This is a genomic window from Amycolatopsis nigrescens CSC17Ta-90 (genome assembly GCF_000384315.1).
GTDB classification, from domain to species: Bacteria; Actinomycetota; Actinomycetes; order Mycobacteriales; family Pseudonocardiaceae; genus Amycolatopsis; species Amycolatopsis nigrescens.
In genome coordinates this window covers 2,705,453-2,730,825 of the sequence record NZ_ARVW01000001.1, presented here as the reverse complement: position 1 = coordinate 2,730,825, position 25,373 = coordinate 2,705,453, and the positions used below count along the sequence as shown (strand labels likewise).

The 25,373-nt window shown below is 71.1% G+C and carries 23 protein-coding genes; 17 read left to right on the top strand and 6 right to left on the bottom strand.

What is annotated here, in order from left to right; translation table 11 throughout:
- Positions 1–66 precede the first annotated feature (66 nt).
- The gene (locus AMYNI_RS0112645) at positions 67–969 is read right to left on the bottom strand and encodes a hypothetical protein (protein WP_020668386.1); all 903 of its coding nucleotides are present in this window, start codon (positions 967–969) and stop codon (positions 67–69) included.
- A gap of 195 nt (positions 970–1,164) precedes the next feature.
- Between AMYNI_RS0112645 and rplM the strand changes: the two genes are divergently transcribed.
- The 6 genes from rplM (at position 1,165) to AMYNI_RS0112615 (ending at position 7,166) form a co-directional block, all read left to right on the top strand.
- A complete protein-coding gene (rplM, locus tag AMYNI_RS0112640; protein ID WP_020668385.1) occupies positions 1,165–1,617 on the top strand; it encodes a 50S ribosomal protein L13 in 453 nt (150 codons plus the stop codon).
- 14 nt (positions 1,618–1,631) lie between these two features.
- Entirely contained in the window at positions 1,632–2,108 is a 477-nt protein-coding gene (gene rpsI, locus AMYNI_RS0112635; RefSeq protein ID WP_020668384.1) for a 30S ribosomal protein S9, read from the top strand.
- 183 nt (positions 2,109–2,291) lie between these two features.
- Complete coding sequence (glmM, locus tag AMYNI_RS0112630) at positions 2,292–3,626, top strand: phosphoglucosamine mutase (RefSeq protein ID WP_026360380.1); 1,335 nt, start codon at positions 2,292–2,294, stop codon at positions 3,624–3,626.
- 153 nt (positions 3,627–3,779) lie between these two features.
- Entirely contained in the window at positions 3,780–4,091 is a 312-nt protein-coding gene (locus tag AMYNI_RS44425; protein WP_020668382.1) for a hypothetical protein, read from the top strand.
- A gap of 2 nt (positions 4,092–4,093) precedes the next feature.
- A complete protein-coding gene (locus AMYNI_RS49015) occupies positions 4,094–6,715 on the top strand; it encodes a WXG100 family type VII secretion target (RefSeq protein ID WP_020668381.1) in 2,622 nt (873 codons plus the stop codon).
- Between the two features lie 34 nt (positions 6,716–6,749).
- A complete protein-coding gene (locus AMYNI_RS0112615) occupies positions 6,750–7,166 on the top strand; it encodes a hypothetical protein (protein WP_020668380.1) in 417 nt (138 codons plus the stop codon).
- 43 nt (positions 7,167–7,209) lie between these two features.
- Here the strand turns inward: AMYNI_RS0112615 and AMYNI_RS0112610 are convergent, their stop codons facing one another.
- On the bottom strand, positions 7,210–8,031 hold the full coding sequence (locus AMYNI_RS0112610; protein WP_020668379.1) for a dienelactone hydrolase family protein: 822 nt from the start codon (positions 8,029–8,031) through the stop codon (positions 7,210–7,212).
- 236 nt (positions 8,032–8,267) lie between these two features.
- Between AMYNI_RS0112610 and glmS the strand changes: the two genes are divergently transcribed.
- From glmS to tsaE, 8 genes are all read left to right on the top strand, one after another.
- On the top strand, positions 8,268–10,124 hold the full coding sequence (gene glmS / locus AMYNI_RS0112605) for a glutamine--fructose-6-phosphate transaminase (isomerizing) (protein WP_026360379.1): 1,857 nt from the start codon (positions 8,268–8,270) through the stop codon (positions 10,122–10,124).
- Positions 10,125–10,136: 12 nt separating this feature from the next.
- Positions 10,137–11,591 carry a bifunctional ADP-dependent NAD(P)H-hydrate dehydratase/NAD(P)H-hydrate epimerase gene (locus tag AMYNI_RS0112600; RefSeq protein ID WP_020668377.1) on the top strand — a complete coding sequence of 485 codons (1,455 nt, stop codon included), beginning with the start codon at positions 10,137–10,139 and terminating at the stop codon, positions 11,589–11,591.
- A 91-nt stretch (positions 11,592–11,682) separates the two neighbouring features.
- Positions 11,683–12,741, top strand: a complete 1,059-nt coding sequence (locus tag AMYNI_RS0112595; protein WP_020668376.1) for an NAD(P)-dependent alcohol dehydrogenase — start codon at positions 11,683–11,685, stop codon at positions 12,739–12,741.
- Positions 12,741–13,535 carry a DeoR/GlpR family DNA-binding transcription regulator gene (locus tag AMYNI_RS0112590; protein ID WP_020668375.1) on the top strand — a complete coding sequence of 265 codons (795 nt, stop codon included), beginning with the start codon at positions 12,741–12,743 and terminating at the stop codon, positions 13,533–13,535. The genes AMYNI_RS0112595 and AMYNI_RS0112590 overlap by 1 nt, the downstream gene beginning before the upstream one ends.
- The gene (gene xylB / locus AMYNI_RS0112585; protein WP_020668374.1) at positions 13,519–14,955 is read left to right on the top strand and encodes a xylulokinase; all 1,437 of its coding nucleotides are present in this window, start codon (positions 13,519–13,521) and stop codon (positions 14,953–14,955) included. Before AMYNI_RS0112590 ends, xylB begins: the two co-directional genes overlap by 17 nt.
- 49 nt (positions 14,956–15,004) lie before the next feature.
- Positions 15,005–16,123 carry an alanine racemase gene (gene alr / locus AMYNI_RS0112580; protein ID WP_020668373.1) on the top strand — a complete coding sequence of 373 codons (1,119 nt, stop codon included), beginning with the start codon at positions 15,005–15,007 and terminating at the stop codon, positions 16,121–16,123.
- The gene (locus tag AMYNI_RS0112575) at positions 16,123–17,223 is read left to right on the top strand and encodes an alpha/beta fold hydrolase (protein WP_020668372.1); all 1,101 of its coding nucleotides are present in this window, start codon (positions 16,123–16,125) and stop codon (positions 17,221–17,223) included. The genes alr and AMYNI_RS0112575 overlap by 1 nt, the downstream gene beginning before the upstream one ends.
- Positions 17,220–17,675, top strand: coding sequence for a tRNA (adenosine(37)-N6)-threonylcarbamoyltransferase complex ATPase subunit type 1 TsaE (gene tsaE, locus AMYNI_RS0112570; protein WP_026360376.1), 456 nt, complete (start codon positions 17,220–17,222; stop codon positions 17,673–17,675). The genes AMYNI_RS0112575 and tsaE overlap by 4 nt, the downstream gene beginning before the upstream one ends.
- 4 nt (positions 17,676–17,679) lie before the next feature.
- Here tsaE and AMYNI_RS0112565 read toward each other — a convergent pair whose 3' ends face one another.
- From AMYNI_RS0112565 to AMYNI_RS0112555, 3 genes are all read right to left on the bottom strand, one after another.
- Positions 17,680–19,023 (bottom strand): carboxyl transferase domain-containing protein, encoded by a 1,344-nt coding sequence (locus AMYNI_RS0112565; RefSeq protein WP_020668370.1) that lies wholly within the window; start codon positions 19,021–19,023, stop codon positions 17,680–17,682.
- Positions 19,024–19,025: 2 nt separating this feature from the next.
- The gene (locus tag AMYNI_RS0112560) at positions 19,026–20,468 is read right to left on the bottom strand and encodes an acyl-CoA synthetase (RefSeq protein ID WP_026360375.1); all 1,443 of its coding nucleotides are present in this window, start codon (positions 20,466–20,468) and stop codon (positions 19,026–19,028) included.
- Positions 20,469–20,647: 179 nt separating this feature from the next.
- A complete protein-coding gene (locus AMYNI_RS0112555) occupies positions 20,648–21,046 on the bottom strand; it encodes a hypothetical protein (protein ID WP_157357338.1) in 399 nt (132 codons plus the stop codon).
- A gap of 170 nt (positions 21,047–21,216) precedes the next feature.
- Between AMYNI_RS0112555 and tsaB the strand changes: the two genes are divergently transcribed.
- The 3 genes from tsaB to tsaD are packed head-to-tail and all read left to right on the top strand — an operon-like array spanning position 21,217 to position 23,410.
- Positions 21,217–21,891: a tRNA (adenosine(37)-N6)-threonylcarbamoyltransferase complex dimerization subunit type 1 TsaB gene (gene tsaB, locus AMYNI_RS0112550; protein ID WP_020668367.1), complete on the top strand. Its 675-nt coding sequence runs from the start codon at positions 21,217–21,219 to the stop codon at positions 21,889–21,891.
- Entirely contained in the window at positions 21,888–22,364 is a 477-nt protein-coding gene (gene rimI / locus AMYNI_RS0112545; protein WP_026360374.1) for a ribosomal protein S18-alanine N-acetyltransferase, read from the top strand. The genes tsaB and rimI overlap by 4 nt, the downstream gene beginning before the upstream one ends.
- The gene (tsaD, locus tag AMYNI_RS0112540) at positions 22,364–23,410 is read left to right on the top strand and encodes a tRNA (adenosine(37)-N6)-threonylcarbamoyltransferase complex transferase subunit TsaD (RefSeq protein ID WP_020668365.1); all 1,047 of its coding nucleotides are present in this window, start codon (positions 22,364–22,366) and stop codon (positions 23,408–23,410) included. Before rimI ends, tsaD begins: the two co-directional genes overlap by 1 nt.
- Before the next feature lie 3 nt (positions 23,411–23,413).
- Here tsaD and AMYNI_RS0112535 read toward each other — a convergent pair whose 3' ends face one another.
- Positions 23,414–25,318: an N-acetylmuramoyl-L-alanine amidase gene (locus tag AMYNI_RS0112535; protein WP_020668364.1), complete on the bottom strand. Its 1,905-nt coding sequence runs from the start codon at positions 25,316–25,318 to the stop codon at positions 23,414–23,416.
- Positions 25,319–25,373: the final 55 nt, after the last annotated feature.

Here is a 25,373-nt window from a genome sequence, read left to right as displayed (position 1 = left end):
CGGGGTATCACCTCGGGAGGTCGCGGCGCGTCGCCGTGTGAGCTTCGTTGCATTCCCACCGTCGGCTCATCCGCCCTGGATCTCGCCGAGGCGCCGGTAGAAGTCGTCCACCGCGGCCTTGTCCGGCAGCACGGTCACCTGCGACGCGTCCGGGAGCTTCGGCAGGTCGTTCGCGGTCGGCTCGCCGTCGAGCTTGTAGTGCATCCGGACCTCGACTTCGTGCCCGGCGTCGGCGATCTTGCCGGTCATCTCGATCTCGGTGAGCTTGCCCTTCGGATCGAGAATCAACCGGGTCGGCAGGACCTCGGTCTTCATCTTGTCGCTGATCAGGCCGAGCAGCGACGGCGGGAAGACGATCACCTTGTTCTGCAGGAACGCGCCGAGCGTCACCTCGGCGCTGAGCTCGACGCTGCCGTCGGGGCGGCTGTTCGCCCGTTTGGCCGCCTTGCCCTTGTTCACCGAGTCGGCCACCGCCTGGATCATCTTGCAGACGTCCTGCTGGCCCTCCCAGAAGCACTCGTTGAGGTTCCCGGCGGTATAGGGCATGGACACCCACGGGGTGGGAGCGAGGGCGGCGTAGGCCGGACCGAGTTGCAGGTACTCGACCTCGCTGTTCGCCGGGTGGAACGAGTCAAGGTAGTCGGCCGAGTTGGTGTTGGAGTGGTTCTTCGAGAACCGGGCGGGCGGGCGGCCGAACTGGACCGCGCTGATCGTGCTGTTCGACTTCTTCTCGTCGACCCTGGCGAACCGCTGCAGCACGCTCTTGCGGGACTCGTTCCCGCTGAAGTCGTTGCCGAGCGCCTCGATCTTCTCGGCGAACTTGGCGCTGACGTAGGTGGCGGCCTGGTCGCCGTCGGGCACCGCGCTGCCCGCCTTGGCGCTGCCGCAGGCGGTGGTCGTCGCGACCAGCAGTCCCGCGCAGGCCAGCAGGGCCGCGAGTCGCCGATGGCGGTGGTTTCGCACGGTCACGCTGATGGCCCCCGGGGCGGTTCGGTACGGTCAACTGCACGAGACCCTAGTATGGATGTGGGCGGCGACCCCCGCTTCGACCCTCGTCGGAGCGGCCGGGTATCTTCATATGTCGTTGTGCGCTGCGGCGCTGTGTACGACTAGCGCTAGGCCCGCACTCATACCCACACGCAATGTTGACGACGAGGTAGACCCTTGCCCACGTACAGCCCCAAGCCCGGCGACGTCACTCGTGCCTGGCACGTGATCGACGCCGAGGATGTCGTGCTCGGCCGGCTCGCGACCGAGGTCGCCACGCTGCTGCGCGGCAAGCACAAGCCGACCTATGCCCCGCACGTGGACACCGGTGACTTCGTCATCATCGTCAACGCCGAGAAGGTCGCTCTGACCGGGAACAAGCGCGAGCAGAAGTTCGCGTACCGGCACAGCGGCTACCCCGGTGGTCTGCGCAAGCGCTCCTTCGGCGAGCTCCTGGACACCAAGCCCGAGCGGCTGCTCGAGAAGGTCGTCAAGGGCATGCTGCCGAAGAACAAGCTCGGCCGCGCCCAGGCGAAGAAGCTCAAGGTCTACGCCGGCCCGGCGCACCCGCACGCCGCGCAGCAGCCGCAGCCGCACGAGCTCAGCAAGATCGCGCAGGTCGCCCAGTGAGTGAGGAACAGTCTGTGACCAGCACCGAGACCGAGGCCGCCGAGGCGACCGAAGCCGTTGTGACCAGTGAGACCCCAGCCGCGCCGAAGCCGTCCCGCGCCGCCGGCGGCAACGCGCAGACGGTGGGCCGCCGCAAGGAGGCCGTCGTCCGCGTCCGCCTGGTGCCCGGCACCGGCGTGTTCAAGCTGAACGGCAAGAGCATCGAGGAGTACTTCCCGAACAAGGTGCACCAGCAGCTCATCCGTGAGCCGCTGGTGACCGTCGAGAAGCCGGACTCCTTCGACATCTTCGGCAACCTGCACGGCGGCGGCACCTCCGGTCAGGCCGGCGCGCTGCGCCTGGCGATCGCCCGTGCCCTGGTCGAGGTCGACGCCGACGACCGCCCGGCGCTGAAGAAGGCCGGCTTCCTGACCCGTGACGCGCGTTCCACGGAGCGGAAGAAGTACGGTCTCAAGAAGGCCCGTAAGGCTCCGCAGTACAGCAAGCGCTGATTCGCAAGCAACCCTCGGAAGCGTTCATCCGTCCATCGGATGGACGCTTCCGTGCTTTGTGCTGCCGACCCGAGCGCGTTTAGCGGGCTAAACGCGCTCGGCTGGCGTCGGGTGAGGGGCGTGGTGGGGTCGTGTGCCGTGCCGCTAGGTTGTCGAGGTTGTTCGCTCTAGGAGGAGATGACGATGTCTCGCCTTTTCGGCACTGACGGAGTGCGCGGTCTCGCGAACGGCGAGCTGACGCCCGAACTCGCACTCGCGATCGCTGCGAGCGCCGCCAGGGTGCTCGCAGCACACGACCGTTCGCACCGTCAGGTCGCCGTGGTGGGCCGGGACCCCCGTGCCAGCGGCGAGATGCTCGAAGCCGCAGTCGTCGCCGGGCTCGCGTCCGCCGGCGCGGACGTGCTGCGCGTCGGGGTGCAGCCGACCCCGGCGGTCGCCTTCCTGGTCAGCGAGCTCAACGCCGATCTCGGCGTGATGATCTCCGCTTCGCACAACCCGATGCCGGACAACGGCATCAAGCTCTTCGCCGCCGGCGGGCACAAGCTGCCGGACGGCATCGAGGACGAGATCGAGGCCGGTCTCGATGCCGACGCAGTTCGTCCGACCGGAGCTGAGGTCGGCCGGGTCTCCGATGTCGACGACGCGCTGGACCGGTACTCCGCCCATCTGCTGGCCGCCACCCCGCACCCGCTGGCCGGTGTCCGGGTGGTGGTGGACTGCGCGAACGGCGCGGCCTCGGCCGCGGCGCCCGAGGTGTACCGCAAGGCGGGCGCCGAGGTCATCGCGATCCACGCCGAACCGGACGGCATCAACATCAACGACGGCTGCGGGTCCACCCACCTGGAGCAGCTCCAGACGGCCGTCCTCGAGCACGGTGCCGACCTCGGCATCGCCCACGACGGGGACGCGGACCGGTGTCTCGCGGTGGACGCGGTGGGTCAGATCATCGACGGCGACCAGATCATGGCCGTGCTCGCGCTGGCCATGGCCGACGACGGCGAGCTGACCGACGAGACCCTGGTCGCCACCGTGATGAGCAATCTCGGCCTGCACCTGGCCATGCGCGCGCACGGGGTGAACGTCCGGACCACCGCGGTCGGCGACCGGTACGTGCTCGAGGAGTTGCGTGCCGGCGGTTACGCGATCGGCGGCGAGCAGTCCGGGCACGTGGTGCTGCCCGCGCACGCCACCACCGGGGACGGGCTGCTCACCGCGCTGCGGCTGATGAGCCGGATCGCTTCGACCGGCAGGCCGCTGGCGGAGCTGGCGGGCGTGATGCGGCGGCTGCCGCAGGTACTGGTCAACGTCCGGGTCGCGGACAAGGCCGCGGTGGCCGGATCCGAGGCCGTCCGCGACGCGGTCGGCGCGGTCGAGGCCGAACTCGGTGAAGAGGGCCGCGTGCTGCTGCGGCCGTCCGGCACCGAGCAGCTCGTCCGGGTGATGGTGGAGGCTCCCGCCCAGGACACCGCGCAGGCCGCCGCCGACCGGCTGGCCGGGGTGGTTTCCGCGGTCTCCTGACCCTCGTAGACCGTTTGGGTAAGCAAAGTACTCAGGTCGGTGCGGGCTGACCTGCGCCTCGGTACATTGTCTGTGCATTAGCGACGGCACCACGCGCGCCTGAAGCGCGTCGGAGTTGTGTTCGCTTATCCGTGACCTCTCGAGGGGGAGCAAATGCCAGACGGTGGCTACAAGGCCGATCCGGGGCAGGTGAATGCTGGGGCTACCGCGTTCAACCAGGAGGGGACCGAACTCACCACGGCGGCCGGGAAGCTGACCGCCACCGTGGCAGCGGGCAAGGTCGGCAAGGCGTGGCAGCAGGTCGCCGACCCCTATACGCAGGCTTTCGCGAAGTTCAAGGACGGCATCACCAAGTACGGCACGTCGGCGACCCAGTTCGGCGGTGCGCTGTCCGAGGCGTCGCGCAGTTACTCGACGAACGAGGAAAACCAGCAGGCGGCGATCAAGAACAAGGGCCAGGGCTGATCATGGGCGACGAGCAGAAGAAGTACAGCGCTGAAGAACAGCGCAAGATGCTGGACGACCCGAATGTGTCCAAGGAGAACAAAAAGGCTCTCCTGAACAGCCTCGCCGCGTCCGGTGACCTCAGCGACAACGACAAGTGGAAGTACTCGCAAGAGCTCGGCATCAACCCGCTGGAAATGATGAACCTCGGTGAGCACGGGGGCATCATTCCGATGGACGAGATGATGGGGCAGGCCGCCGCGGCCAGCGCCGAGCAGCAGATCAAGAAGGCCGAAACCGACAAGGCGCTGGGGGACAGCTGGAAACGGCTGGGCGAGGGCGGTTTCAGCAATTCCGACGAGATCATCGATCAGGGCGATGTCGGGCTGAAGATCTTCGACGAGTTCCATCCGAGGTTCACCAAGGCGGGCGGGCAGAGCCAGCAGGGCGGTGGCGACGCGCGCATGGGCGGGCTCGACCCGAACAGCCTGCGTGCCGCCACCGCGGAGTTCCGGGGCATCGACTTCACCGCCTTCCGCGCGGACGCGGACGCGCTCACACAGAGCGGGAAGACGGTCACCGAGTCCAATCAGCAGCTGGACCAGGCATGGGGCAACAACCTGTCCGGCTGGCAGGGCGGTGCGGCGACCGCGGCGAACCAGTACAAGTCCAAACTGGACGCGGGCTCGGCCACGCTGGCCGGTGCGCTGACCAACGCGCCCGGCACGATCACCACCGGCATCAACACCATCGAGAAGCAGGTCACCGACTTCGCCAAGCTCTGCCACAACAAGTGGGGCGACGGCAAGATGGCGGGGATGACCCCGTCCGATGTGGACGCGGTGATCGAGGGCAAGGAGAAGCTGCCCGGTGTTATCTCCGAGCTGAAGAACAAGATCCACGAGCTGGAGAACCGGAGCCTGCTGGAAAAGGGCCTTGACCTGCTCGGCAATATCGCCGCGGGTGCGCTCGGATTTCTCGTCGGCGGGCCGATCGGTGCCATCGCCGCTGTCGCGGGGCTCAATTTCGCGAAGGAAATCAACGAGGACAACATCAAGGAAGAGTGCGCCAAGTACGAGAAGGCGCTGACGGACTGCGAGACCAAGATCGAGCAGTTCAAGACCGCTTACACGACCAAGGCGAACGAGGTCCACGACCAGGCCACCAGCGCCAAGCAGGGCATCCAGCAGAGCTACGACACGATGGTCCAGGGCCTCGGCAAGGGGCTCGAGCAGGACCCGTTCGCGCAGGTGGGTTCGCCGAATCTGAGCGGCGGCGAGGAGAAGAAGCCGGGCGGCGGGCCAGGTACCGGTGGCGGCGGCCCGGGTACGGGTGGTGGCGGTCCCGGCACCGGCGGGGGTGGCCCCGGCGCGGGCGGTGGCACTCCGCCGGCCGGTGCCGAGGAGCCGAAGAAGCCGGAAGAGGGCATGAACCCGGTCACCGGCAAGCCGCTGGAGACGGACCCGGAGACCGGCAAGCCGTACCCGATCGACCCGGAGACCGGTGAAGCGATCAAGGACGCCGGCGACGAGCAGGACACCATGACCGTCCAGAAGGGCGACGACAAGATCACCATGTCGGAGCCGGACAAGGACGGGAAGATGGAGATCTCCGTCGACGACGGCAAGGGCCAGCCGAAGGACTACAAACTGGACTTCGGCGATGGCGAGGCGGGCAAGGAGGGCGAGGACGGCAAGCCCGGCGACCCGGCCAAGGAAGGCGACAAGGACTTCGGCCCACAGGGATCCCAGCAGGACACCGGCGAGAAGGTCTACAAGCCGGGGCCGGACGGCAAGATCCACATCGAGGACGGCAACCTCAAGATCACCGCCGAGCGCCCGGAGGGGCCGGACGGCCCGACCGTGGTCACGGTGGACGACGGGACCGGCGAGCCGACCTCGTACACCCTCGACGAGGAGGGCTCGAAGGACGGCGAGGGCAAGGACGGGGCCGGCGAGGACGGCAAGTCGGACCTCAAGGACGACGACCTCAAGCTGGATGACCGGCGCAGCGGCGACCTCCCGACCGATGACCTGGCGACGGGTGAGCCGGAGGCCGCGACCGGCGGCGAGACCCTCGAAGCGGAGAGCAAACCGGCTGGGAGCGATGGGTTCCAGGCACCGGGCGGGGTCGATGCGGGTGGTGACGGCGCCGCCGGTGCCCCGGCCGCAGCGGCCGACGCTGGTGCCCCGGCGGATGCGGCTCCTGCCGCGGATCCGGCCGCCCAGCAGACCGCGCCCGCCGAGGCGGCGACCGCCGACTCGGGGCCGATCGCGCACGCCGGCGGTGCCCCTGCGGGCGGTGTCCCGCTGGGCGACACCGGGTCGCTGGACCCGGGGTCCCAGACCGGAGGCGGTGCTCCGGCGCCGGCCATGGCCGGCGCGGCACCCGGCCTTGGCGCGGCGCCGGGCATGGACCCGTCCGCCGCGGCGACCCAGCAGGGCGCGGCCGCGGGTGGCGGAATGGGCGGCATGCCGATGATGGGCGGTATGGGTGGCGCAGGAGGCGGTGGTGGCGGAGACCAGGAACGCGGCTCCAGCCAGTACCGCGTCGACGGCGGTATTTTCGAGACCAGCAGCGCCGGCGGCCGGATCAGCGGTTCGCTGGACGACGACGGCGACCGCTCGATCCGGTACGACCGGTGACCCGCGTGGCCCGCAGGGGAAGGAAGGCTGACCGATGACCACCGTCGATCCGGCGATCGAGCAGAAGTTCGCGGAGATCCTGGCCGAATCGCGCGCCAGGTCCGCCGACATCGCCGAGCGTGCCGAGACCGTGCAGACGCAGATCGAGAAGGAATCCGAGCAGCTGCGGGAGGAGAACGAACGCCTCTGCAAGGAGCTCGACGAGCGCGCCAAGGACAACGAAGAGGCGGCGAACGACCCGAACGCCAAGAACCAGTGGCTGAAGCGGGTCGAGGGCAAGGACGCCACCTACCAGTTCAGCGAGGCCGAGGAGGCGACCTACGAGGCGCCACCCGAGCCGCCGAAGCCGCCGGCACCCGAGGCCGCGCCGCCCGCCGCTTCGGCGCCGCGGCACGCCCGCCGTGAGAACTTCGACGAGGACGACTTCTCGAACAACAGTTGGCTGGATTGAGTCTGCGGCAGGCCCGGTTCGTGCGGCCGGGCCTGCCCCTCGTTCAGGCCGCGTTCGGGTCCAGGCTGCTGTCGAACTCGATGGTGGCCTTTTTCACGTCCGAGTCCAGTAGCGGTCGGTACTGGTCGGTGCCGGTTAGGTGGGTGAGGAAGAAGGCGGTGAACAGGGCCCTGACCAGGCGTTGTGTGCCGTAGTGCGGCTTGCCGTGCAGCAGTAGCTGGCTCCAGTGCTTGCCTTCGGTGACCGCGAGATGGGTCGATTTGCCCAGCGTGCGGAGCTGGACCGGCCCGCCCCATGCGTCCGCGATGGCCCTGGCGTGGCCGACGGCCGGGGCGACCAGGTCCTGTTCCGCGGCGAGGTGCAGGCCCGGGATGGTCAGGGCGCGGGCGGCTTCGGTGGCGGGCGGGATGGTCTGGGCGGCGGTGATCGTGGCGACCGCGCGAACCTTGGGCTCGTCCGCTCCGGCCGCGGCGAGCACCGCGGCCCCGCCGCCGGTGGAATGCCCGGCCAGGCCCAGCTTGGCCGGGTCGACGCTGATGCCGTCCGGCCCGAGCCGCACTCCGGTGATGAGCTCCAGTGTGCTGCGCAGGTCCGCGGCGAAGATGCGATGAGACGGCAGCGGTCCGCGCTGGGTGGCCGGTGCGGCCGTGACGATGCCCCAGCTGGCCAGGTGGCGCAGCAGGTCGCGGTACCGCCCTGGTGGTTGCAGCCAGCCGTGCCCGAAGGCGATGGCCGGCAGGTTCAGCCCCTTTCGCGGGGTGAACACCACACCAGGCAGGCCGACGAGGGCGAGATTGCCGCGAAGCACCTCGTGCGGACCAGGGTGGGACAGCTCTTCGAGCAGCTCCTTGGGCTTGCTGGCCATGGCGTGACCTTACTGCCCGCCGCCCCACCCAGCCTGCCTGGCGGCCCCCGAGCGCGTTTAGCCCGCTAAACGCGCTCAGCGGCGGTAGCGGCCAGGAGCCGGACGGCCGCGGCGGCAGCTCCCCACCGAACAGCGATCACCTCCGCCCCGAAGCGCGTTTAGCCCGCTAAATGCAGCGTGCGGGCGCATTGAAGAGCCGGGCGGGGGCGGCTGGTGTCCCTCGTTAGGCTGGAGGTGTGTGTGGAATCGTGGGATATGTCGGACACCGGCAGGCGCTTGACGTGGTTCTCGGCGGGCTTCGACGGATGGAGTACCGCGGTTACGACTCGGCCGGGGTCGCTGTACTGGACGGCGCCGGTGCGCTGACCGTGGAGCGCAAGGCCGGCCGCCTGGCGAACCTGGAGGCCGAGCTGGACGCCGACGGCCGCGGAGGGTTCACCGGCACCGCGGGCATGGGGCATACCCGCTGGGCCACGCACGGTCCGCCGGTCGACCGCAACTCGCACCCGCACCGGGACACCGCGGGCCGGGTCGCCGTGGTGCACAACGGCATCATCGAGAACTTCTTCGAGCTGCGCAGCGAGCTGGAGGCCGCCGGTGTCGAGCTGACCAGCGACACCGACACCGAGACCGTCGCCCACCTGGTGGGCAAGGTCGTCGCGGACAACGGCGGCGACCTGCCGGACGCCGTGCGCACGGTCTGCCGCCGCCTCGAAGGCGCGTTCACCCTGGTCATCACGCACGCCGACCACCCGGACCTGATCGTCGCCGCCCGCCGCTCGTCCCCGCTGGTGGTGGGCGTCGGTGAAGGTGAGACCTTCGTCGCCTCCGACGTGGCCGCGTTCATCGAGCACACCCGAGAGGCCGTCGAGCTGGGCCAGGACCAGCTCGTGGTGATCAGCCGCGACGGCTACCAGGTCACCGACTTCGCCGGCGAGCCGGCGCAGGCCAAGCCGTTCACCGTGGACTGGGACCTTTCGGCCGCGGAAAAAGGCGGCCACGAGTACTTCATGCTCAAGGAGATCGAGGAACAGCCCGAGGCGCTGGCGAACACCCTTCGCGGGCACTTCGACGGCGGCCGGATCATCCTCGACGAGCAGCGCATCTCCGACCAGGACCTGCGCGACGTGGACAAGGTCTTCGTCGTCGCCTGTGGCTCCGCCTACCACTCCGGCCTGGTCGCCAAGTACGCCATCGAGCACTGGACCCGGCTGCCGGTCGAGGTCGAGCTGGCCAGCGAGTTCCGCTACCGCGACCCGGTGCTCGACCGGGACACGCTGGTGGTCGCGGTCTCCCAGTCCGGCGAGACCGCGGACACCCTGGAGGCCGTGCGGCACGCGCGCGAGCAGAAGGCCAGGGTGCTCGCCGTCTGCAACACCAACGGCGCGCAGATCCCGCGCGAGTCGGACGCGGTGCTCTACACCCACGCCGGCCCGGAGATCGGGGTCGCGTCGACCAAGGCGTTCCTGGCCCAGATCGCGGCGAACTACCTGGTCGGCCTGGCGCTGGCGCAGGCCCGCGGCACGAAGTACCCGGACGAGGTGGCTCGGGAGTTCGCCGAGCTCGAGGCCATGCCGGCCGCGGTGCAGAAGGTGCTGTCCACCGTGGAGCAGGTCCGCACGCTCGGCCGCGCGATCGCGGACTCCAAGGCGGTGCTCTTCCTCGGTCGTCACGTGGGCTTCCCGGTCGCCCTGGAAGGTGCGCTCAAGCTCAAGGAGCTCGCGTATATGCACGCGGAGGGCTTCGCGGCCGGAGAGCTGAAGCACGGCCCGATCGCGCTGATCGAAGACGGTCTCCCGGTGGTGGTGGTGATGCCGTCGCCGAAGGGGCGCGCGGTGCTGCACTCGAAGCTCGTCTCGAACATCAGCGAGATCCAGGCGCGCGGTGCTCGCACGATCGTGATCGCCGAAGAGGGTGACGAGACGGTCCGCCCGTTCGCCGACGAGCTTGTCGAAATTCCAGCTGTGCCAACGCTTTTGCAGCCGCTGGTGTCCACCGTGCCGCTGCAGGTGCTGGCTGCCGAGATCGCCCGCACGCGCGGGTACGACGTGGACAAGCCGCGTAACCTGGCGAAGTCGGTCACGGTCGAGTAACGGAGGCGCCGCGTGCAGGGGATCTGGACCACGGAACGGATTCGCGCGGCGGAGGAGCGGCTGCTGGCCGTCACGGCGGACGGTGCGCTGATGCGCAAGGCCGCGTTCGGGGCGTCGGTGTGCGCGGCGGCCATGCTCGAAGAGCACACCGGTGGCGTTTCCGGCCGCAGGGTGGTGCTGCTGGTCGGCGCAGGGAACAACGGTGGCGACGCGCTGTGGGCCGGTGTCTTCCTGCGCAAACGCGGTGTCGGCGTGTCGGCCGTGCTGCTCAAGCCGGACCGCGCGCATCCGGCCGGACTGGCCGCCCTGCGCCGCTCCGGTGGTCGGGTCGTGTCTGTTGTGGACAGTCCTCAATGGCTGGAGAACGCGGATCTGGTGATCGACGGTATCGTCGGGATCTCCGCCAAGGGGCCGTTGCGTGCGGATGCCGCGGGGCTGCTCGGCCACGTCAGCTCGCCCGTGCTGGCCGTGGACCTGCCCAGCGGGGTCGATCCGGACACCGGCGCGGTGGCCGGGCCGGCGATCCAGGCCACCGTGACGGTGACCTTCGGCGCCCGGAAGCCGGTGCACGTCCTGAATCCCGGTCGTTGCGGCGATGTCGAGCTGGTCGACATCGGCCTCGGCCCGGAGCTGGGCGAACCGGATCTCAGGCAGCTGGACGTGGGAGACGTGGCCGCGGCCTGGCCGATCCCCGGCGTGGAGGACGACAAGTACAGCCAGGGCGTGACCGGGATCGCCGCCGGCTCGGCGACCTATCCGGGGGCCGCTGTGCTGGCCACCGGGTCCGCGGTGCTGGCGACCTCAGGCATGGTGCGGTACGCCGGGCCGGCCGCCGACGCGGTGCGGGCCCGCTGGCCGGAGGTGGTGGCCACCGGGTCGGTGACCGACGCTGGCCGGGTGCAGGCCTGGGTGGTTGGCCCGGGGATCGGCACCGGGCACGAGGGCCGCGAGGTGCTGCGGCATGTGCTCGCCGAGGGGGTGCCGGTCTGCGCGGACGCGGACGCCACCACGATCATCGCGAAGAATCCCGAGGTGTTGGACGCGCGGGACCCCGACACCCCGCTGGTGCTCACCCCGCATGCCGGGGAGTTCGCCAGGCTGACCGGTGGACCGCCGGGGGACGACCGGGTACGCGCGGCCCTCGACGCCGCCGCCGAGTTCAGCGCCGTGGTGCTGCTCAAGGGGCACTGCACGGTGGTGGCCGCGCCGGACGGCAGGGCGCTGGTCAATGTCGCGCGGGGGTCGTGGCCTGCCACCGCCGGCTCCGGGGACGTGCTGTCCGGGTTGATCGGCGCGCTGCTCGCGGCCGGGCTCGAGCCGTGGCTCGCTGCTGGGGCGGCCGCGTACCTGCATTCCGTCGCCGCGAGCGCGGGCGCCCGCGGGGTGCCGGTGCCCGCGTCCGGCATCGTCGAGGCGATCCCCGACGCCCTTCGCCAGATCCGCTCCCTGACCCCGGAGCGCGTTTAGCGGGCTAAACGCGCTTCCGGGGTCGTGGGCTGGCGTGAATATCTCTTGTTATGTGTTAACAAGGGCGGTTGCTTCTGGTAAGAACGCGGGTATGGCGCAGCGGCCGGTCGGAGAGATCCCCGAGACCATGAAGCTCTCCGTGCTCAACGGGATCCACGACGTGGTCAACGAAGAACGCCCGGTACCGGCGCCCGGACCGCGTGAGGTGCTGATCAGGGTGCTGGCCGTCGGCACCTGCGGTTCGGACGTGCACTACTACGAGCACGGCCGGATCGGCGACCACGTGGTGCGCGCGCCACTGGTGCTCGGTCACGAGCCCAGCGGGGTGGTCGTGGCGCGGGGCAGCGAAGCGACCGCGCACGAAGTCGGCACCAGGGTCGCGCTGGAGCCGGGCGTGCCCTGTACTGCCTGTGAGCAGTGCAAGGCCGGCCGCTACAACCTGTGCCCGAAGATGCGCTTCTTCGGCACGCCCCCGATCGACGGCGCTTTCTGCGAGTACGTCGTACTGCGTGAAGACTTCGCGTACCCCGTGCCAGAGACGCTCAGCGACGAAGCCGCCGCCCTGCTGGAGCCGCTCTCGGTCGGTGTCTGGGCGTGCCGGAAGTCCAGGGTCGGCCCCGGTTCGCGAGTGCTGATCACCGGCGCCGGGCCGATCGGCCTGGTCGCCGCGCAGACCGCGAGGGCTTTCGGCGCCACCGAAGTCGTGGTCACCGACGTGAACGGCAAACGTTTGCGAGTCGCCGAGGAGCTGGGCGCGACGGGCACCGTGGACGTCAGCGCGCGGGAGCTGGCCGACTCCGGGTTCGAACCGGACGTGCTGCTGGAGTGCTCCGGTGCCGGCGCGGCCGCCGGGCAGGCGATCCGGCAGGTCGGCCGCGCCGGCCGGGTGGTGCTGGTCGGCATGGGTGGGGACGAGATCGCGCTGCCGTTGGCGCATGTGCAGAACTTCGAGCTGGAGCTCACCGGCACCTTCCGGTACGCGAACACCTGGCCCACCGCGATCGCGCTGGCGGCGGGCCGCGAGGTGGATCTCGACCGGCTGGTCACGCACCGGTTCGGCCTGGACGAGGTGCCGCAGGCGCTGACCATCGCGGCGAGGGACGACACGGTCATCAAGCCGGTCGTGCTGCCGCAGGCCGGGCGTGCCTGATGTCCCGCCCGTCCGATGCGGAGGTGGAGCGGCGCCGGCAGGACGTGCTCGGGCACGTCATCGAGCGTGGCGAGGTACGCATTGACGACCTGACCACGCGGTTCGGCGTCAGCCTGATGACCATGCACCGCGACCTGGACGACCTCGCTGGGCGGCGGCTGCTGCGCAAGCTCCGCGGCCGGGTCGCCGCCTACCCCGCGCTGACCATCGAGACCGCGAAACGTTTCCGTGAGGGCCTGAACCCGCGTCAGAAGGACGCGCTCAGCGCGGTCGCCGCGGCTGAGGTGACCGTCGGGCAGACCGTCTTCCTGGACGACTCGACCACCTTGTTCCCGCTGGCGCGCCGGCTGGCCGGGCTCGAACGGCTGGTGGTGATCACCAACTCGCTGGAGATCACCAGGATCCTCGGCCCGTCCGATGGCATCGAGGTGCTGCTGCTCGGCGGCCGTTACACCGAGTTCGACTCGTGCGCCGGCCCGGACACCGTCGCCGCGCTGGCCAGGACGCGAGCCGAGATCGGGTTCGTTTCGGCCGCCGCGATCGCCGGCGGCAGGCTGTACCACCCGGTGCGGGACTACGCGGAGCTGAAGGAGGCCGCGTTGCGGATGGCGAACCGGAACGTGCTGGTGGCCGATCGCTCGAAGTTCGGCAAGACCGCGACCCATGCGTATGGCGACGTTTCCGGCTATGACCTGGTGATCGCCGAGGAAGCGACACCGCAGGAGGAGCTGGCGGCGATGCGCGCCCTCGGCGGCAGGATTCGGACGGTGAAGGTGGATGACCGTGACAGCTGAAGGCCGCAAGCTGGTCGCCGGGGTGGACTCGTCGACCCAGTCGACCAAGGTCGTGGTGTGCGACGGGGATACCGGTGCCGTGCTGCGCACCGGGCGGGCCGCGCATCCGGACACCACCGAGGTCGACCCCGAAGTGTGGTGGCGGGCGCTGACGGAGGCCACCGACGGCCTGCTGGAGGGGGTGCGGGCGCTCGGTGTCGGTGGCCAGCAGCACGGCATGGTCACGGTGGATTCGGCCGGGGCGGTGGTCCGGCCGGCGCTGCTGTGGAACGACACGCGCTCGGCCAAGGCCGCCGAGGAGCTGACCGGCGAGCTGGGCGGGCCTGCCGCCTGGGCGGAGGCGGTCGGCTCGGTGCCGGTGGCCAGCTTCACGGTGACGAAGCTGCGTTGGATGGCGGAGCACGAGCCAGAGCTGGCCGACCGCGTCGCGCGCGTGATGCTGCCGCACGACTGGCTGACCTGGCGGCTGCTCGGCGGTACCGCGGACCCGGTCACCGACCGTGGTGACGCCTCGGGCACCGGCTACTTTTCGCCCGCTAAAGGCGCTTACCGGCCGGACTTCCTGAAGCATGCGTTCGGTGGTCGTGACCCTGAGTTGCCGAAGGTGCTCGGCCCCGCCGAAGCCGCCGGGTACACCGCGGACGGCCGGCTCGTCTCGGCCGGTACCGGGGACAACATGGCCGCCGCCCTCGCGCTGGCCGCCGGTGCCGGCGACGTGGTGGTGTCGCTGGGCACCAGCGGCACGGTGTTCGGGGTGTGCGACACCGCGGCCGCGGACCCGACCGGCACGGTCGCCGGGTTCGCCGACGCCACCGGTCGGTTCCTGCCGCTGGCCTGCACGCTGAACGCGGCCCGCGTGCTGACCGCCACCGCCGCGATGCTGAACGTCGACCTCGCCGAGCTGGACCGGCTCGCGATGGCCGCTGTGCCCGGCGCGGGCGGGCTCACCCTGCTGCCGTACCTGGACGGCGAGCGCACGCCCAACCTGCCCGAGGCCAGCGGCTCGCTGTTCGGCCTGCGCCGGGCCAACATGACCCCGGAGAACCTGGCCAGGGCCGCGGTCGAGGGCATGCTGTGCGGGCTGGCGGCCGGTCTGGACGCGGTCCGCAGGCATGGCATCACGGTCCGCCGGGTGCTGCTCATCGGCGGCGCTGCGCAGTCCGCCAGCGTGCGGGCGGTGGCGCCGATCGTGTTCGGCGTGCCGGTGGTCGTGCCGGAACCCGGTGAGCACGTCGCCCTCGGTGCGGCCCGGCAGGCCGCCTGGGCGCTGGGCGGGACGAAGGAACCGCCCGACTGGGCGGCGAACGCCGGCGCCGAGCTGGCCGAACCCGCGAGTGCCGATCGCGCCGAAGGGGAGCGCGTCCGGGAACGGCATCTGGCGGCCAGGGAGCTGTTGCACGACGTTTCCCGGGAGGAATGACCGGCGGGCGGACCGTGCTACCCGGCGCTATGGGAAAATCGTGGTCGTTATGACTTCCTTTCCTGCACCCGCCGAGACCGTCATCGACCTGGGCGCGATCCGGCACAACGTGGCCCTGCTGGCCGGTCGTGCGCCCGGCGCGGAGACGATGGCCGTGGTCAAGGGCGACGGCTACGGGCACGGTGCGCTGCCGGTGGCCCGTGCTGCGGTGGCGGCCGGTGCGAGCTGGCTTGGCGCCTGCTCGCTGGCCGAGGCGCTGGTCCTGCGCGAGGCCGGGATCACCGCCCGCTTGTTCAGCTGGCTCAACGCGCCCGGCGTCGACTTCGAGCCGGGGATCGCCGCGGACATCGACCTCGGCGTCAGCTCGCCCGCCGAACTGGCCAGGGTGGCCGCCGCGGCCGGTCGGGCAGGCCGTCGCGCACGGGTGCATCTCAAGATCGACACCGGGCTGTCGCGCAACGGCTGCCCGCCGTCGGGCTGGCCGGTGCTGGTCAAGGCGGCCGCCGCGGAGCCCGATGTGGAGGTGGTGGCCATCTGGTCGCATCTCGCCTGCGCGGACGAGCCGGGCCATCCGTCGATCGACGCGCAGGCGGAGCGATTCCGGTCGGCCTACGAGATCGCTCTGGACGCCGGGCTGAACCCGTTGCGCCACTTGGCGAACTCCGCTGCCACGCTGACGCGGCCGGATCTGCACTTCGACCTGGTGCGGACCGGGATCGCCATGTACGGGCTGAATCCGGTGCCACAGCGGGAAGATCTGCGGCCGGCGATGACTTTCCGCTCGATGGTCGTGCTCACCAAACGGATCGCCGCGGGTGAGTCCGTCTCTTATGGACACACTTGGACCGCGGACAGGGACACCACGCTGGCGCTGGTGCCCGCCGGGTACGCGGACGGTGTGCCGCGTGGGCTGTCCGGCCGGATGAGCGTCTGGCTCGGCGGCAGGCGGCGGCCGGTGGCCGGGCGGATCTGCATGGACCAGTTCGTGGTGGACTGCGGGGACGACGAGCCGGAGATCGGTGCTGAGGTGGTGCTGTTCGGAGCCGGTGCCGACGGCGGCCCGACCGCGCGGGAGTGGGCGGACGGTATGGGCACCATCGACTACGAGATCGTCACCGGGATGTACCGGCCGCGGGTGCGTCGCCGCTATCTCGGGGAGGACGGCTGATGCCGGCCCCTTCGCGCCGGCTGCTGGCCATTCTCGGCGGTGTCGGCGCGGTCGCCACCGGCACCGCGGCCGCCGCGATTGCGATCGCCACCCAGCAGCGGCGGCTCGGGGCGGACCCGCTGGTGGACGAGCCGCTGGGCGAGCTGAAGGCGGATCGCACGTCGACGGTGGCCGCGGACGACGGCACCCCGCTGGCGGTCTCCGAAATCGACCCGGCGGACGGCGGAGAGCCGGAGCTGACCGTGGTCGGCGTGCACGGTTTCGCGCTTTCCCAGCTCAGCTGGCATTTCCAGCGGCGTGATCTGGCCTCGCTGATGTTGCCGCGGGTGCGACAGGTGTACTACGACCACCGGGGTCACGGGCTGTCCGGGCCGGCGTCGCAGGAGAACAGCACCATCGAACGGCTCGCCGACGACCTGCATTCGGTGCTGCGCGCGGTCGCGCCGGACGGGCCGCTGGTCCTGATGGGACATTCCATGGGCGGCATGGTGCTGATGGAGCTGGCGCAGAAGTACCCGGACCTGTTCCGCGAGCGGGTGCGCGGGGTGGCGTTCCTGGCGACCGCGGCCGGTGAGGTGGGCGGTACCGGCTTGTCCCGGAGCCTGCTGTCCAAGTACAACCCGCTGACCAGAGGTGTCGGTGGGCTGGCCGGCTGGCAGCCGGGGCTGGTGGAGTTCGTCCGCGCGGCCGGTGGCCAACTGACCAGGCAGGCGGTGCGGCGGTTGGCGTTCGGTGACCGTGACGTCAGCTCGCGGCTGGTGGATTTCATGCTGGAGATGCTCGCGGTGACCCCGGTGCGCGGGCTGGTCAACTTCATCGACACGCTCGGCAGCCACAACCGGTACGCCGCGCTGGCCGGGCTGAAGTACGCGCATGTGCTGGTGATCGGGGCGGACTCGGACCGGATCACCCCGTTCTCGCACGCCGAGCGGATGGCCGCCGAGCTGCCGGACGCGGAGCTGGTCAGGGTGCGGCACGCCGGGCACATGGTCCAGCTCGAGCAGCCGGAGCTGGTGAACAGTCATCTGATCGACCTGCTGCAGCGGTGCGGTGGTGTGGACGGCGAGTCGCGGAGGCCCTGGTGGTGGTTGCGCCGATGAGCGTCGAACTTCCGGCGGAGGAGGACACCGTCCGGTTCGGCCGGGCGCTGGGCGCCGAGCTGGCGGCCGGCGACCTGGTGCTGCTGGCCGGTCCGCTCGGGGCGGGCAAGACCGTGCTGACCCGAGGGATCGCCGAGGGGCTCGGGGTGTCCGGGCGGGTGAGCTCGCCGACGTTCGTGATCGCCAGGGTGCATCCGGCGGGGGCGCGGGGTGTCGGGCTGGTGCATGTGGACGCATACCGGCTCGGCGGTGACCTGTCGCAGCTGGACGACCTCGACCTCGACTCCGATCTGGAGCGGTCCGCGGTGGTCGTGGAGTGGGGTGAGGGTATGGCCGAGCGGCTGTCCGAGGACCACCTGCTGGTCCGCCTCGAGCGCCGCCCCGACGATGTCCGCCTCGCCACCTTCGAGCCCCACGGCACCTGGGCCACCCGCCTCGCCGAGCGCGTTTAGCCCGCTAAACGCGCTCGGGGGCAGGGGGGACGATGGCGGTGGCGACGCCGAGGTCGACGAGGTCTTGGGGGCGTAACCGAAGCTGGTTCGCGGTAGCGGGGACTTCGGTTGAGTCGCGTTTGAGGATGGCGGCCGCGGCTTCCGGGGACGTGACCGAGAAGTAGCTGTCCGGCGTGACCCAGGTCCGGCCCGCTGCGGCGAAGGCCAGTGCGCCGCCGGAGCCGCCTTCGCCGATGACGAGAGTCGTGATCGGCACCGCGGCCCCGCCCATCGCGGCGAACAGCTGGCCGATCGCCGGACCGGCACCGGCGCTCTCCGCTGCCCCTTCGTTGGCCGCGCCCGGCGTGTCCACGAAGGTCAGCACCGGGATGCCGAACCGGTCGGCGAGGTGGACCAGCCTGGCCGCGGTGCGGAACCCGGACGGCCGGGTGGCGGTGCCGCATTGCGCCGCGTACGCGATCGCGTGGCCGTCGCGGAACCCGAACCCGCACCGCACCCCGTCGTCCCGGCCGCCGCTGCGGTCACCACTGATGTTCTCGCGCCAGTCGAAGTAGAAGTCCAGGTAGGCATCGGCCCGCGGCCGCCCCGGCGCGCGGGCCCGCTGGACCGCGTCCCAGCCGGACCGCGGCAGCTCGGCCTCGCCCAGCGCCGCGGGCGGCTCGGGTGCTGGCCCGCCACCGCCGGTGAGCAGCGTCAGCCAGCGGTGCAGCGCCTCCGGCAGGTCCGCCTGGTCGACGAGCTGGTCGACCAGGCCGGACTCCCACTGCCCCTCGGCGGTGTAGGCGTGCGGGTCGCCATCCGGGCGCACCCGCGAACCGGCGAAACCGACCTGGGCGCCGGGCAGGGCCAGCGTGACGTCGGCGCCGGCACCGAGCGTCGCCCAGCCGCCCCCGGTCGCCGGATCGCGCAGCACGGACAGCTGCGGCAGCCCGGCGGCCCTGGTCAGCGCCGACTGCCGGGCGATGCGCTGCAACTGCGACAACGCCCGCATGCCCTCCTGCATCCGGCTGCCGCCGGTGGCGACCAGCGAGACCACCGGCACGCCCAGCTCGCGGGCCCGGACGTGCGCGGCTTCGAGCAGGTCGCCGGTCCGCCCGCCGATCGAACCGCCGAGATAACCGAACTCGAACGCGATCAGCATCGCGGTCACCCCGCCGACGTCGGCCACTCCGCAGACCACCGACTCGCGTTCGCCGGTCCGCTCGGCGGCTCGCCGCCTGGCGTCGTCGTAGCCGAGCCAGCCGATCGGCCCATCCGCAGTGGACTCCACTGGATCGACCGCGGTGAGCTCGGTGAACCCGCTCGAAACCGCCTCGATGATCTTGCGCGCGGACAGCCGCTCAGCCATGCTCAGCCGTTCAGCGAACGCTTCATGACCTTGCCCATATCGTTGCGGGGCAAGGACTCCAGGAACCGGACGACCCGGGGACGCTTGTGCGGGGTGAGCAGTTTCGCGACGTGGTCGGCGAGTTCGTCGCCGGTGGGCGCTGGACCGGACGGCACGATCCAGGCGACGATCCGCTCACCGAGGTCCGGGTCCGGTTCCCCGGTCACCGCCGCCTCGGCGACGGCCGGGTGCTCCAGCAGCGCGTTCTCGATCTCGCCGGCGCCGATCTTGTAGCCGCCGCTCTTGATCAGGTCGGTCGCCTTGCGGCCCACGATGCGCAGGTAGCCGTCGGCATCCCTGGTCGCCATGTCGCCGGTGCGGAACCAGCCGTCGTCGAAGACCGCGGCGGTGGCGTCGGGCCGGTTCAGGTATTCGGTGAACAGGTTCGGACCGCGCACCTGGATCTCGCCGACGGCCTCCCCATCCGAAGTTTCGATCACTCCGCCGGACTCGTCGGCCAGCCGCACCTCGACCCCCGGCAGCGGCACCCCGACCGAGCCGGGCTTGCGTTCGGCGTCCGCGCGCACGCTGGTGTTCATCAGCGTCTCGGTCATCCCGTAGCGCTCCACCACCTGCTGCCCGGTCGCCGCGGTGATCCGCTGGTGGTCGTGCACGGGCAGCGCGGCCGAACCGGACACCAGCAGCCGCGCCGAGCCGAGCGCCGCCGAAAGCTCCGCGTTGTCGGCGACCTCGCCGGCGATCCGGTGGTACATGGTCGGCACGCCGAACATCATCGTGCCCGGTCCGGACAGCTCGCGGGTGACCGCTTCGGTGGAGAAACGGCCGAGATGGCGCACGGTGCCGCCGCGGCGCAGGGGGCCGAGGATGCCCAGGATCAGACCGTGCACGTGGAACAGCGGGAGCGCGTGCACGAGCACGTCGTCCGCGGTCCACTGCCAGGCGTCCTCGAGCGCGTCCAGGGTGCTGGCGATGGCCCGGCGGGGGAGCACCACGCCCTTGGGCGGGCCGGTGGTGCCGGAGGTGTAGACGATCAGGGCGGGTGCCTCGGCAGCCGGTTCCGCGGGCAGTTCCGCCGCGGCACCGGTCAGGGTGACGTTCTCGCGGGGCAGCGCGGCCAGCGTGGGCGGCAGTTCGGCGCCCGGTGCGGTGAGTACCAGCGACGGCTCGCTGTCGTGCGTGATGTGCTCCAGCTCGCGCTCGCCGATCTTCGGGTTGACCGGCACCGCGGGCACTCCGGCCAGCAGCGCGGCGACCACCGCGACGCTGGTTTGGATGCTCGGCGTCGCCCACACGGCTACCCGGCCGGACGGGGCCGCGGCGCGGATCCGGTCCGCCAGCGATCCGGCCGCTCCGGCCAGCTCGGCGTAGCTCAGGGACGAATCCCCGAAGACCAGTGCCGCTTTATCCGTTCGGCCGGCCAATGCCGGGAACAACCGATCAGTCACGCTCGGGCCTCCTCGCCGGTGGGGTGGCGGGATGAGGCGGGCCACACCCCGCGACCATGATGCCTCCGCGGGACCCCCGTTGCCTGGAGAACGTGTCGTGATCAACGCGCACATGTCGTGAAGGGCACCTTGCCTACCTTCAAAGTAGGCAAGGTGCCCTTCACGGACGATCAGGTCGGTCAGGAGGCGGGGAGCACGGTGATGTCGACACCGCCGGCGTTGCCGCCGCCGCAGCGCTCGGTCACGCGGTACGTGCCGGGCGCGACGTCGGTCCGGATGCCGGCCTGGCCCTCCAGGTTGCCGGCCACCTCCCTGGTGAAGACGGCGACGCCGCCGTTGCCCTCGTACGGACCGTCCTGCCCGGTCGGCGCGAAGGCCTCCGAGCCGACCAGGTTCAGCGCCTCACCGGTGTCGCACCTGGCGAGCACGTTCACCGTCTCGCCCTGCGCCACCGTGGTCCGGTCCAGCTCCAGGTAAGCGCCGGATTCGGCCGACGCGATGCCGCCCCCCGCCAGTACTCCGGCCGCGGTGATGCCGGCCACAGAAAGGGAGATGAATGCCTTCCTTGCCACGTTCATGATCTGATCTCTTCCTTTCTTGATCGAAGGTGTCAAAAGGCCCGGCCGGGGCAGATGGTGATCGATTGGCGACCCCCTCTTGGTCTTTGCCAACCTCTCACCCTTAAAAGACGTCTGTGCCCCATACGGGTTGCGTGCCGGCCGCTGAACACTGGTCGTACGCTCGAAACGTGCTAGTACTCGCCATCGACACCTCGACCCCCGCGGTCACCGCGGGCATCGCGACGCTGACGGGTGACGAGGTCACCCGGATCACCGCCACCCGCGTGACGCTCGACGCGCGGGCCCACGGCGAGCTGTTGACTCCGCACATCCTGGACGCGGCCGCCGAGTCCGGCGTGGCACTGACCGAGCTGGACGCCATCGTGTGCGGCGTTGGGCCCGGCCCGTTCACCGGGCTGCGCGCCGGGATGGCCACCGCCGCGGCACTCGGGCACGGCCTCGGCATCCCGGTGCACCCGGTCTGCGGGCTGGACGCGATCGCGGCCGAAGTGCCGGCAGGCGAGCCGTTCCTGGTGCTGACCGACGCGCGGCGGCGCGAGGTGTACTGGGCCGCGTACGACGCCGACGGCGTTCGCACGGACGGGCCGCAGGTACAGCGCCCGGCCGAACTGGCTACCGCAGCAAGACTGGCCGTGGGGGACGGTGCCCGCCAGTACGCGGAGACGTTGGGGACACTGGGCCTGCGCGTGTCCGAGCCGTCTTTCCCCGGCCCCGCCGGGCTGGTCGCGGTCGCGCGGCCCGGCCTGCTGGCCGGCCGGGAACCGGCCCCGCTCACCCCGTTGTACCTGCGCCGCCCGGACGCGACCGAACCGGGCGCGCCGAAGAAGGTGACCGCATCGTGAAGCTGGAACCGTTGCGGCGTAAGGATATTCGCCGCTGTGTGGAGATCGAGCGGGAACTGTTCGCCGGTGACGACCCGTGGAGCTCACGTGCGTTCCACTCGGAGTTGGACGCCGGTGGCTACTACCTCGCCGCGCGCACCGAGGAGGTCGAGCTCGCCGGCTATGCGGGGCTGGCCGTGGTCGGCCGTCATTTCGGCGAGTTCGAAGCCAGCGTGCACACCATCGCGGTGGACCCGGCCTGTCAGGGCCAGGGCATCGGCACCGCGCTGCTCGGCGCCCTGCTCGCCCGTGCCGACGAGCTGGACGCACCGGTCTTCCTCGAAGTGCGCACGGACAACCAGGCCGCGCTCGCGCTTTACGACCGCCACGGGTTCGCTCGTGTCGGGCTGCGGAAGCGCTACTACCAGCCATCCGGGGCGGACGCGTTCACCATGCGGCGCCCCGCCAGGTCCAGCCAGGAGGTGAGCAGCTGATGACCAGGATCGTGCTGGGCATCGAAAGCTCCTGCGACGAGACCGGTGTCGGCCTGGTCCGGCTGCACGAGAACGGCGCGGTGGAACTGCTCGCCGACGAGGTGGCTTCCAGTGTCGAACAGCACGCCCGTTTCGGTGGCGTGGTGCCGGAGGTGGCCAGCCGGGCGCACCTGGAGGCCATGGTGCCCACCGCGACCCGGGCGTTCGAGACGGCGGGGCTCGCACTGTCCGATGTGGACGCCATTGCGGTGACGGCTGGCCCAGGGCTGGCCGGAGCGCTGCTGGTCGGCGTGTCCGCGGCGAAGGCCTACTCGGCCGCGCTCGGCGTCCCGCTCTACGGGGTCAACCACCTGGCGGGCCATATCGCGGTGGACACCCTGCAGCACGGCCCGCTGCCCAAGCCCTGCCTCGCCCTGCTGGTCTCCGGCGGGCACACCCAGTTGCTCCGGGTGGACGACGTGGCTTCCGCGATCACCGAACTCGGGTCCACTGTGGACGACGCGGCCGGGGAGGCGTACGACAAGGTGGCCAGGGTGCTCGGGCTGCCCTACCCGGGTGGGCCGCCGATCGACAAGGCTGCCGCGGGCGGGGACCCGCGGGCGATCGCCTTCCCGCGCGGCATGACCGGGCCGAGAGACGCGAAGTTCGACTTCTCCTTCTCCGGGTTGAAGACCGCGGTGGCGCGCTGGGTGGAAGCCGCCGAGCGGCGCGGTGAAGAGATCCCGGTCGGCGATGTGGCGGCCTCGTTCCAGGAGGCGGTTGCGGACGTGCTCACCGCGAAAGCCGTGCGAGCCGCCACCGAAGCCGGGATCGGCACCATGGTGATCTCCGGTGGAGTCGCGGCGAACTCGCGGCTGTCCGCGCTGGCCGCCGAGCGGTGCGCGGCTGCCGGGATCGAGCTGCGGGTGCCACGGCCCCGCCTGTGCACCGACAACGGCGCGATGATCGCCGCACTCGGCGCGCACGTGCTGGCGGCCGGCCGCAAACCGTCCTCTTTGGACATATCCGCGAACCCGGCGCTGCCGGTCGGCGTGGTGACCGTCTGAGGGTCAGAACGCCGGCAGCAGGCGGACGTCGTCGGCCTTGACGTAGGCGACCCGGTGGCCGAACTGGATCTGCACGTAACGGGTCTTGCCGCGGACCACCACGTGCTGCGACGGGTCGAAGGTGGTGGCGTAGTAGTACTCCGAGCCGATCACGCCGCCGGAGGAGTAGCGCTGACCGGCCGGCAGGCTGTACTGCAGCGGCACGATCGGCAACGGCGGCCTGCCCTCCGGGTACGCCTCCGGCTCGGGGTAGGCGGTGCCGTAGACCGGGACCGAGGCGGCCCCCTGCTTCGGGGTGACCACCATGCCGAAGGCCGGCTTCACCGCGCGGCTCGGCAACCAGCCCCGCTGGCCCAGGTACCAGACCGCGGTCCAGTCGCTGCGGGTCCCGGCCACCGCGTAGCGCTGCCCGGCGTCCACCCTGCTGCCGATGTCGGAAACGCCCATTGTGGACGGTGAGCCGTCCGGGCGCAGGCCGATGTCGGCCAGCAGCGGGGCGTCTTCGCGAGGTTCGGTGCGCAAGTGCACCGAGGCTGAGCCGCGGGCGGGGCAGGGCGTGCCCGCCGACTCGCAGCCGGTGAACGTGGGCTGGTTGGTGGCGAAGTCGGGGTTGATCGTGACCAGCCCGGAGCCGGGCCTGCCGGGGCCGTTCAGCGGCGCGCCGAGCAGGTCGAAGTAGTGCGACCAGTCCCAGTAGGGGCCCGGGTCCCAGTGCATGGTGGGCACCTTGGCCGGGTTGATGCCCGGCACGTTGTCGTGGCCGAGGATGTGCGCGCGGTCCAGCGGGATCCGGTTCTTGGCGGCGAGGTAGCGGACCAGCTTCGACGAGGTCCGGTACATCGCCTCGGTGTACCAGGTGCCCTTGGCCGCGAAGCCCTCGTGCTCCAGGCCGATGGACTTGGAGTTCACGTACCAGTTGCCGGCGTGGTAGGCCACGTCCTTGGTCGGCACGTGCTGGGCGATGTGCCCGTCGGCCGACCGCAGCGAATAGTGCCAGCTGACGTAGGTCGGGTCCTGGACGAGGTCGAGCACGTCGTCCCAGTAGCCCTCGGTGTCGTGGATGATGATGTAGTCGATCTTCTGGCTCTGCGGGCGGTTCGCCAGGTCGTGGTTGCCGTAGCCGCCGTCCGGCAGCTCTTCGTATGGCGCGGGGATCGATTCGCAGGAGATGCCGCGCGGGCATTCCACGTTCGCGGAGTCGGTCCGGCGGAGGCCGAGCCGGTCCAGCTGTGCGCGATCCTGGGCGACCTCGGCCGCGGCGAGGCGCACGAGCTGGCCGTCGTCGGTGGTCCGGGTGACGCCCTCGGCCAGCGTGCCGAACACCTCGTCGGCGAAGGCGGCCGCGGCGGCCGTATCGCCGGCGCCGCTGTAGCGGGCGACCGCGCCGTACCAGCTGTCGGAGGTGCCGAGCTCACGCTGGTAGCTCGCGAGCAGCGCGGCGCCGCCCCGGATGTTCTGCGCCGGATCGGTGCGCAGCGTGTCCGCCGTGGTGCCGGTCAGCCGCGCCGCGACGTCGATGGTCTGCAGGGAGGCCGGCGGGAGCCCTGGCTCCGGTGTGCTCGGGTGCAGTTCCGGGCGGCCGGCGTCCCCGCGGGCGTCTTCCGCGCCCTCGTCGTGGTGCGTGCCGGTGCCGGCCTCGCGCAGGTCGGTCAGGTGCATCGGGCCGTAGCCGGCGCTGGTGCTCGGGGTGCCGGCGTTGTAGTCCCAGCGCGACTCCAGGTAGGAGACGGCGAGCAGCACGTTCTCCGGGACGCCGAACTCCCCGGCCGCCGCGGCGAAGGCCCGCTGGCGCTGCTGATCGGCCGGTGCGGCGGGTGCGGCGGTGGCCGGTGCGCCGGCCAGCAGCCCGGCGGTGAGCGCGGTGGCCGCGAGCAGTGTGCGGCGGGCGGTTCGGGTACGGCGAGACATGCGATGGCCCCTCGGCTAATTCGGCTTGGGCTGAACCTAACAAGAAACTCACCAC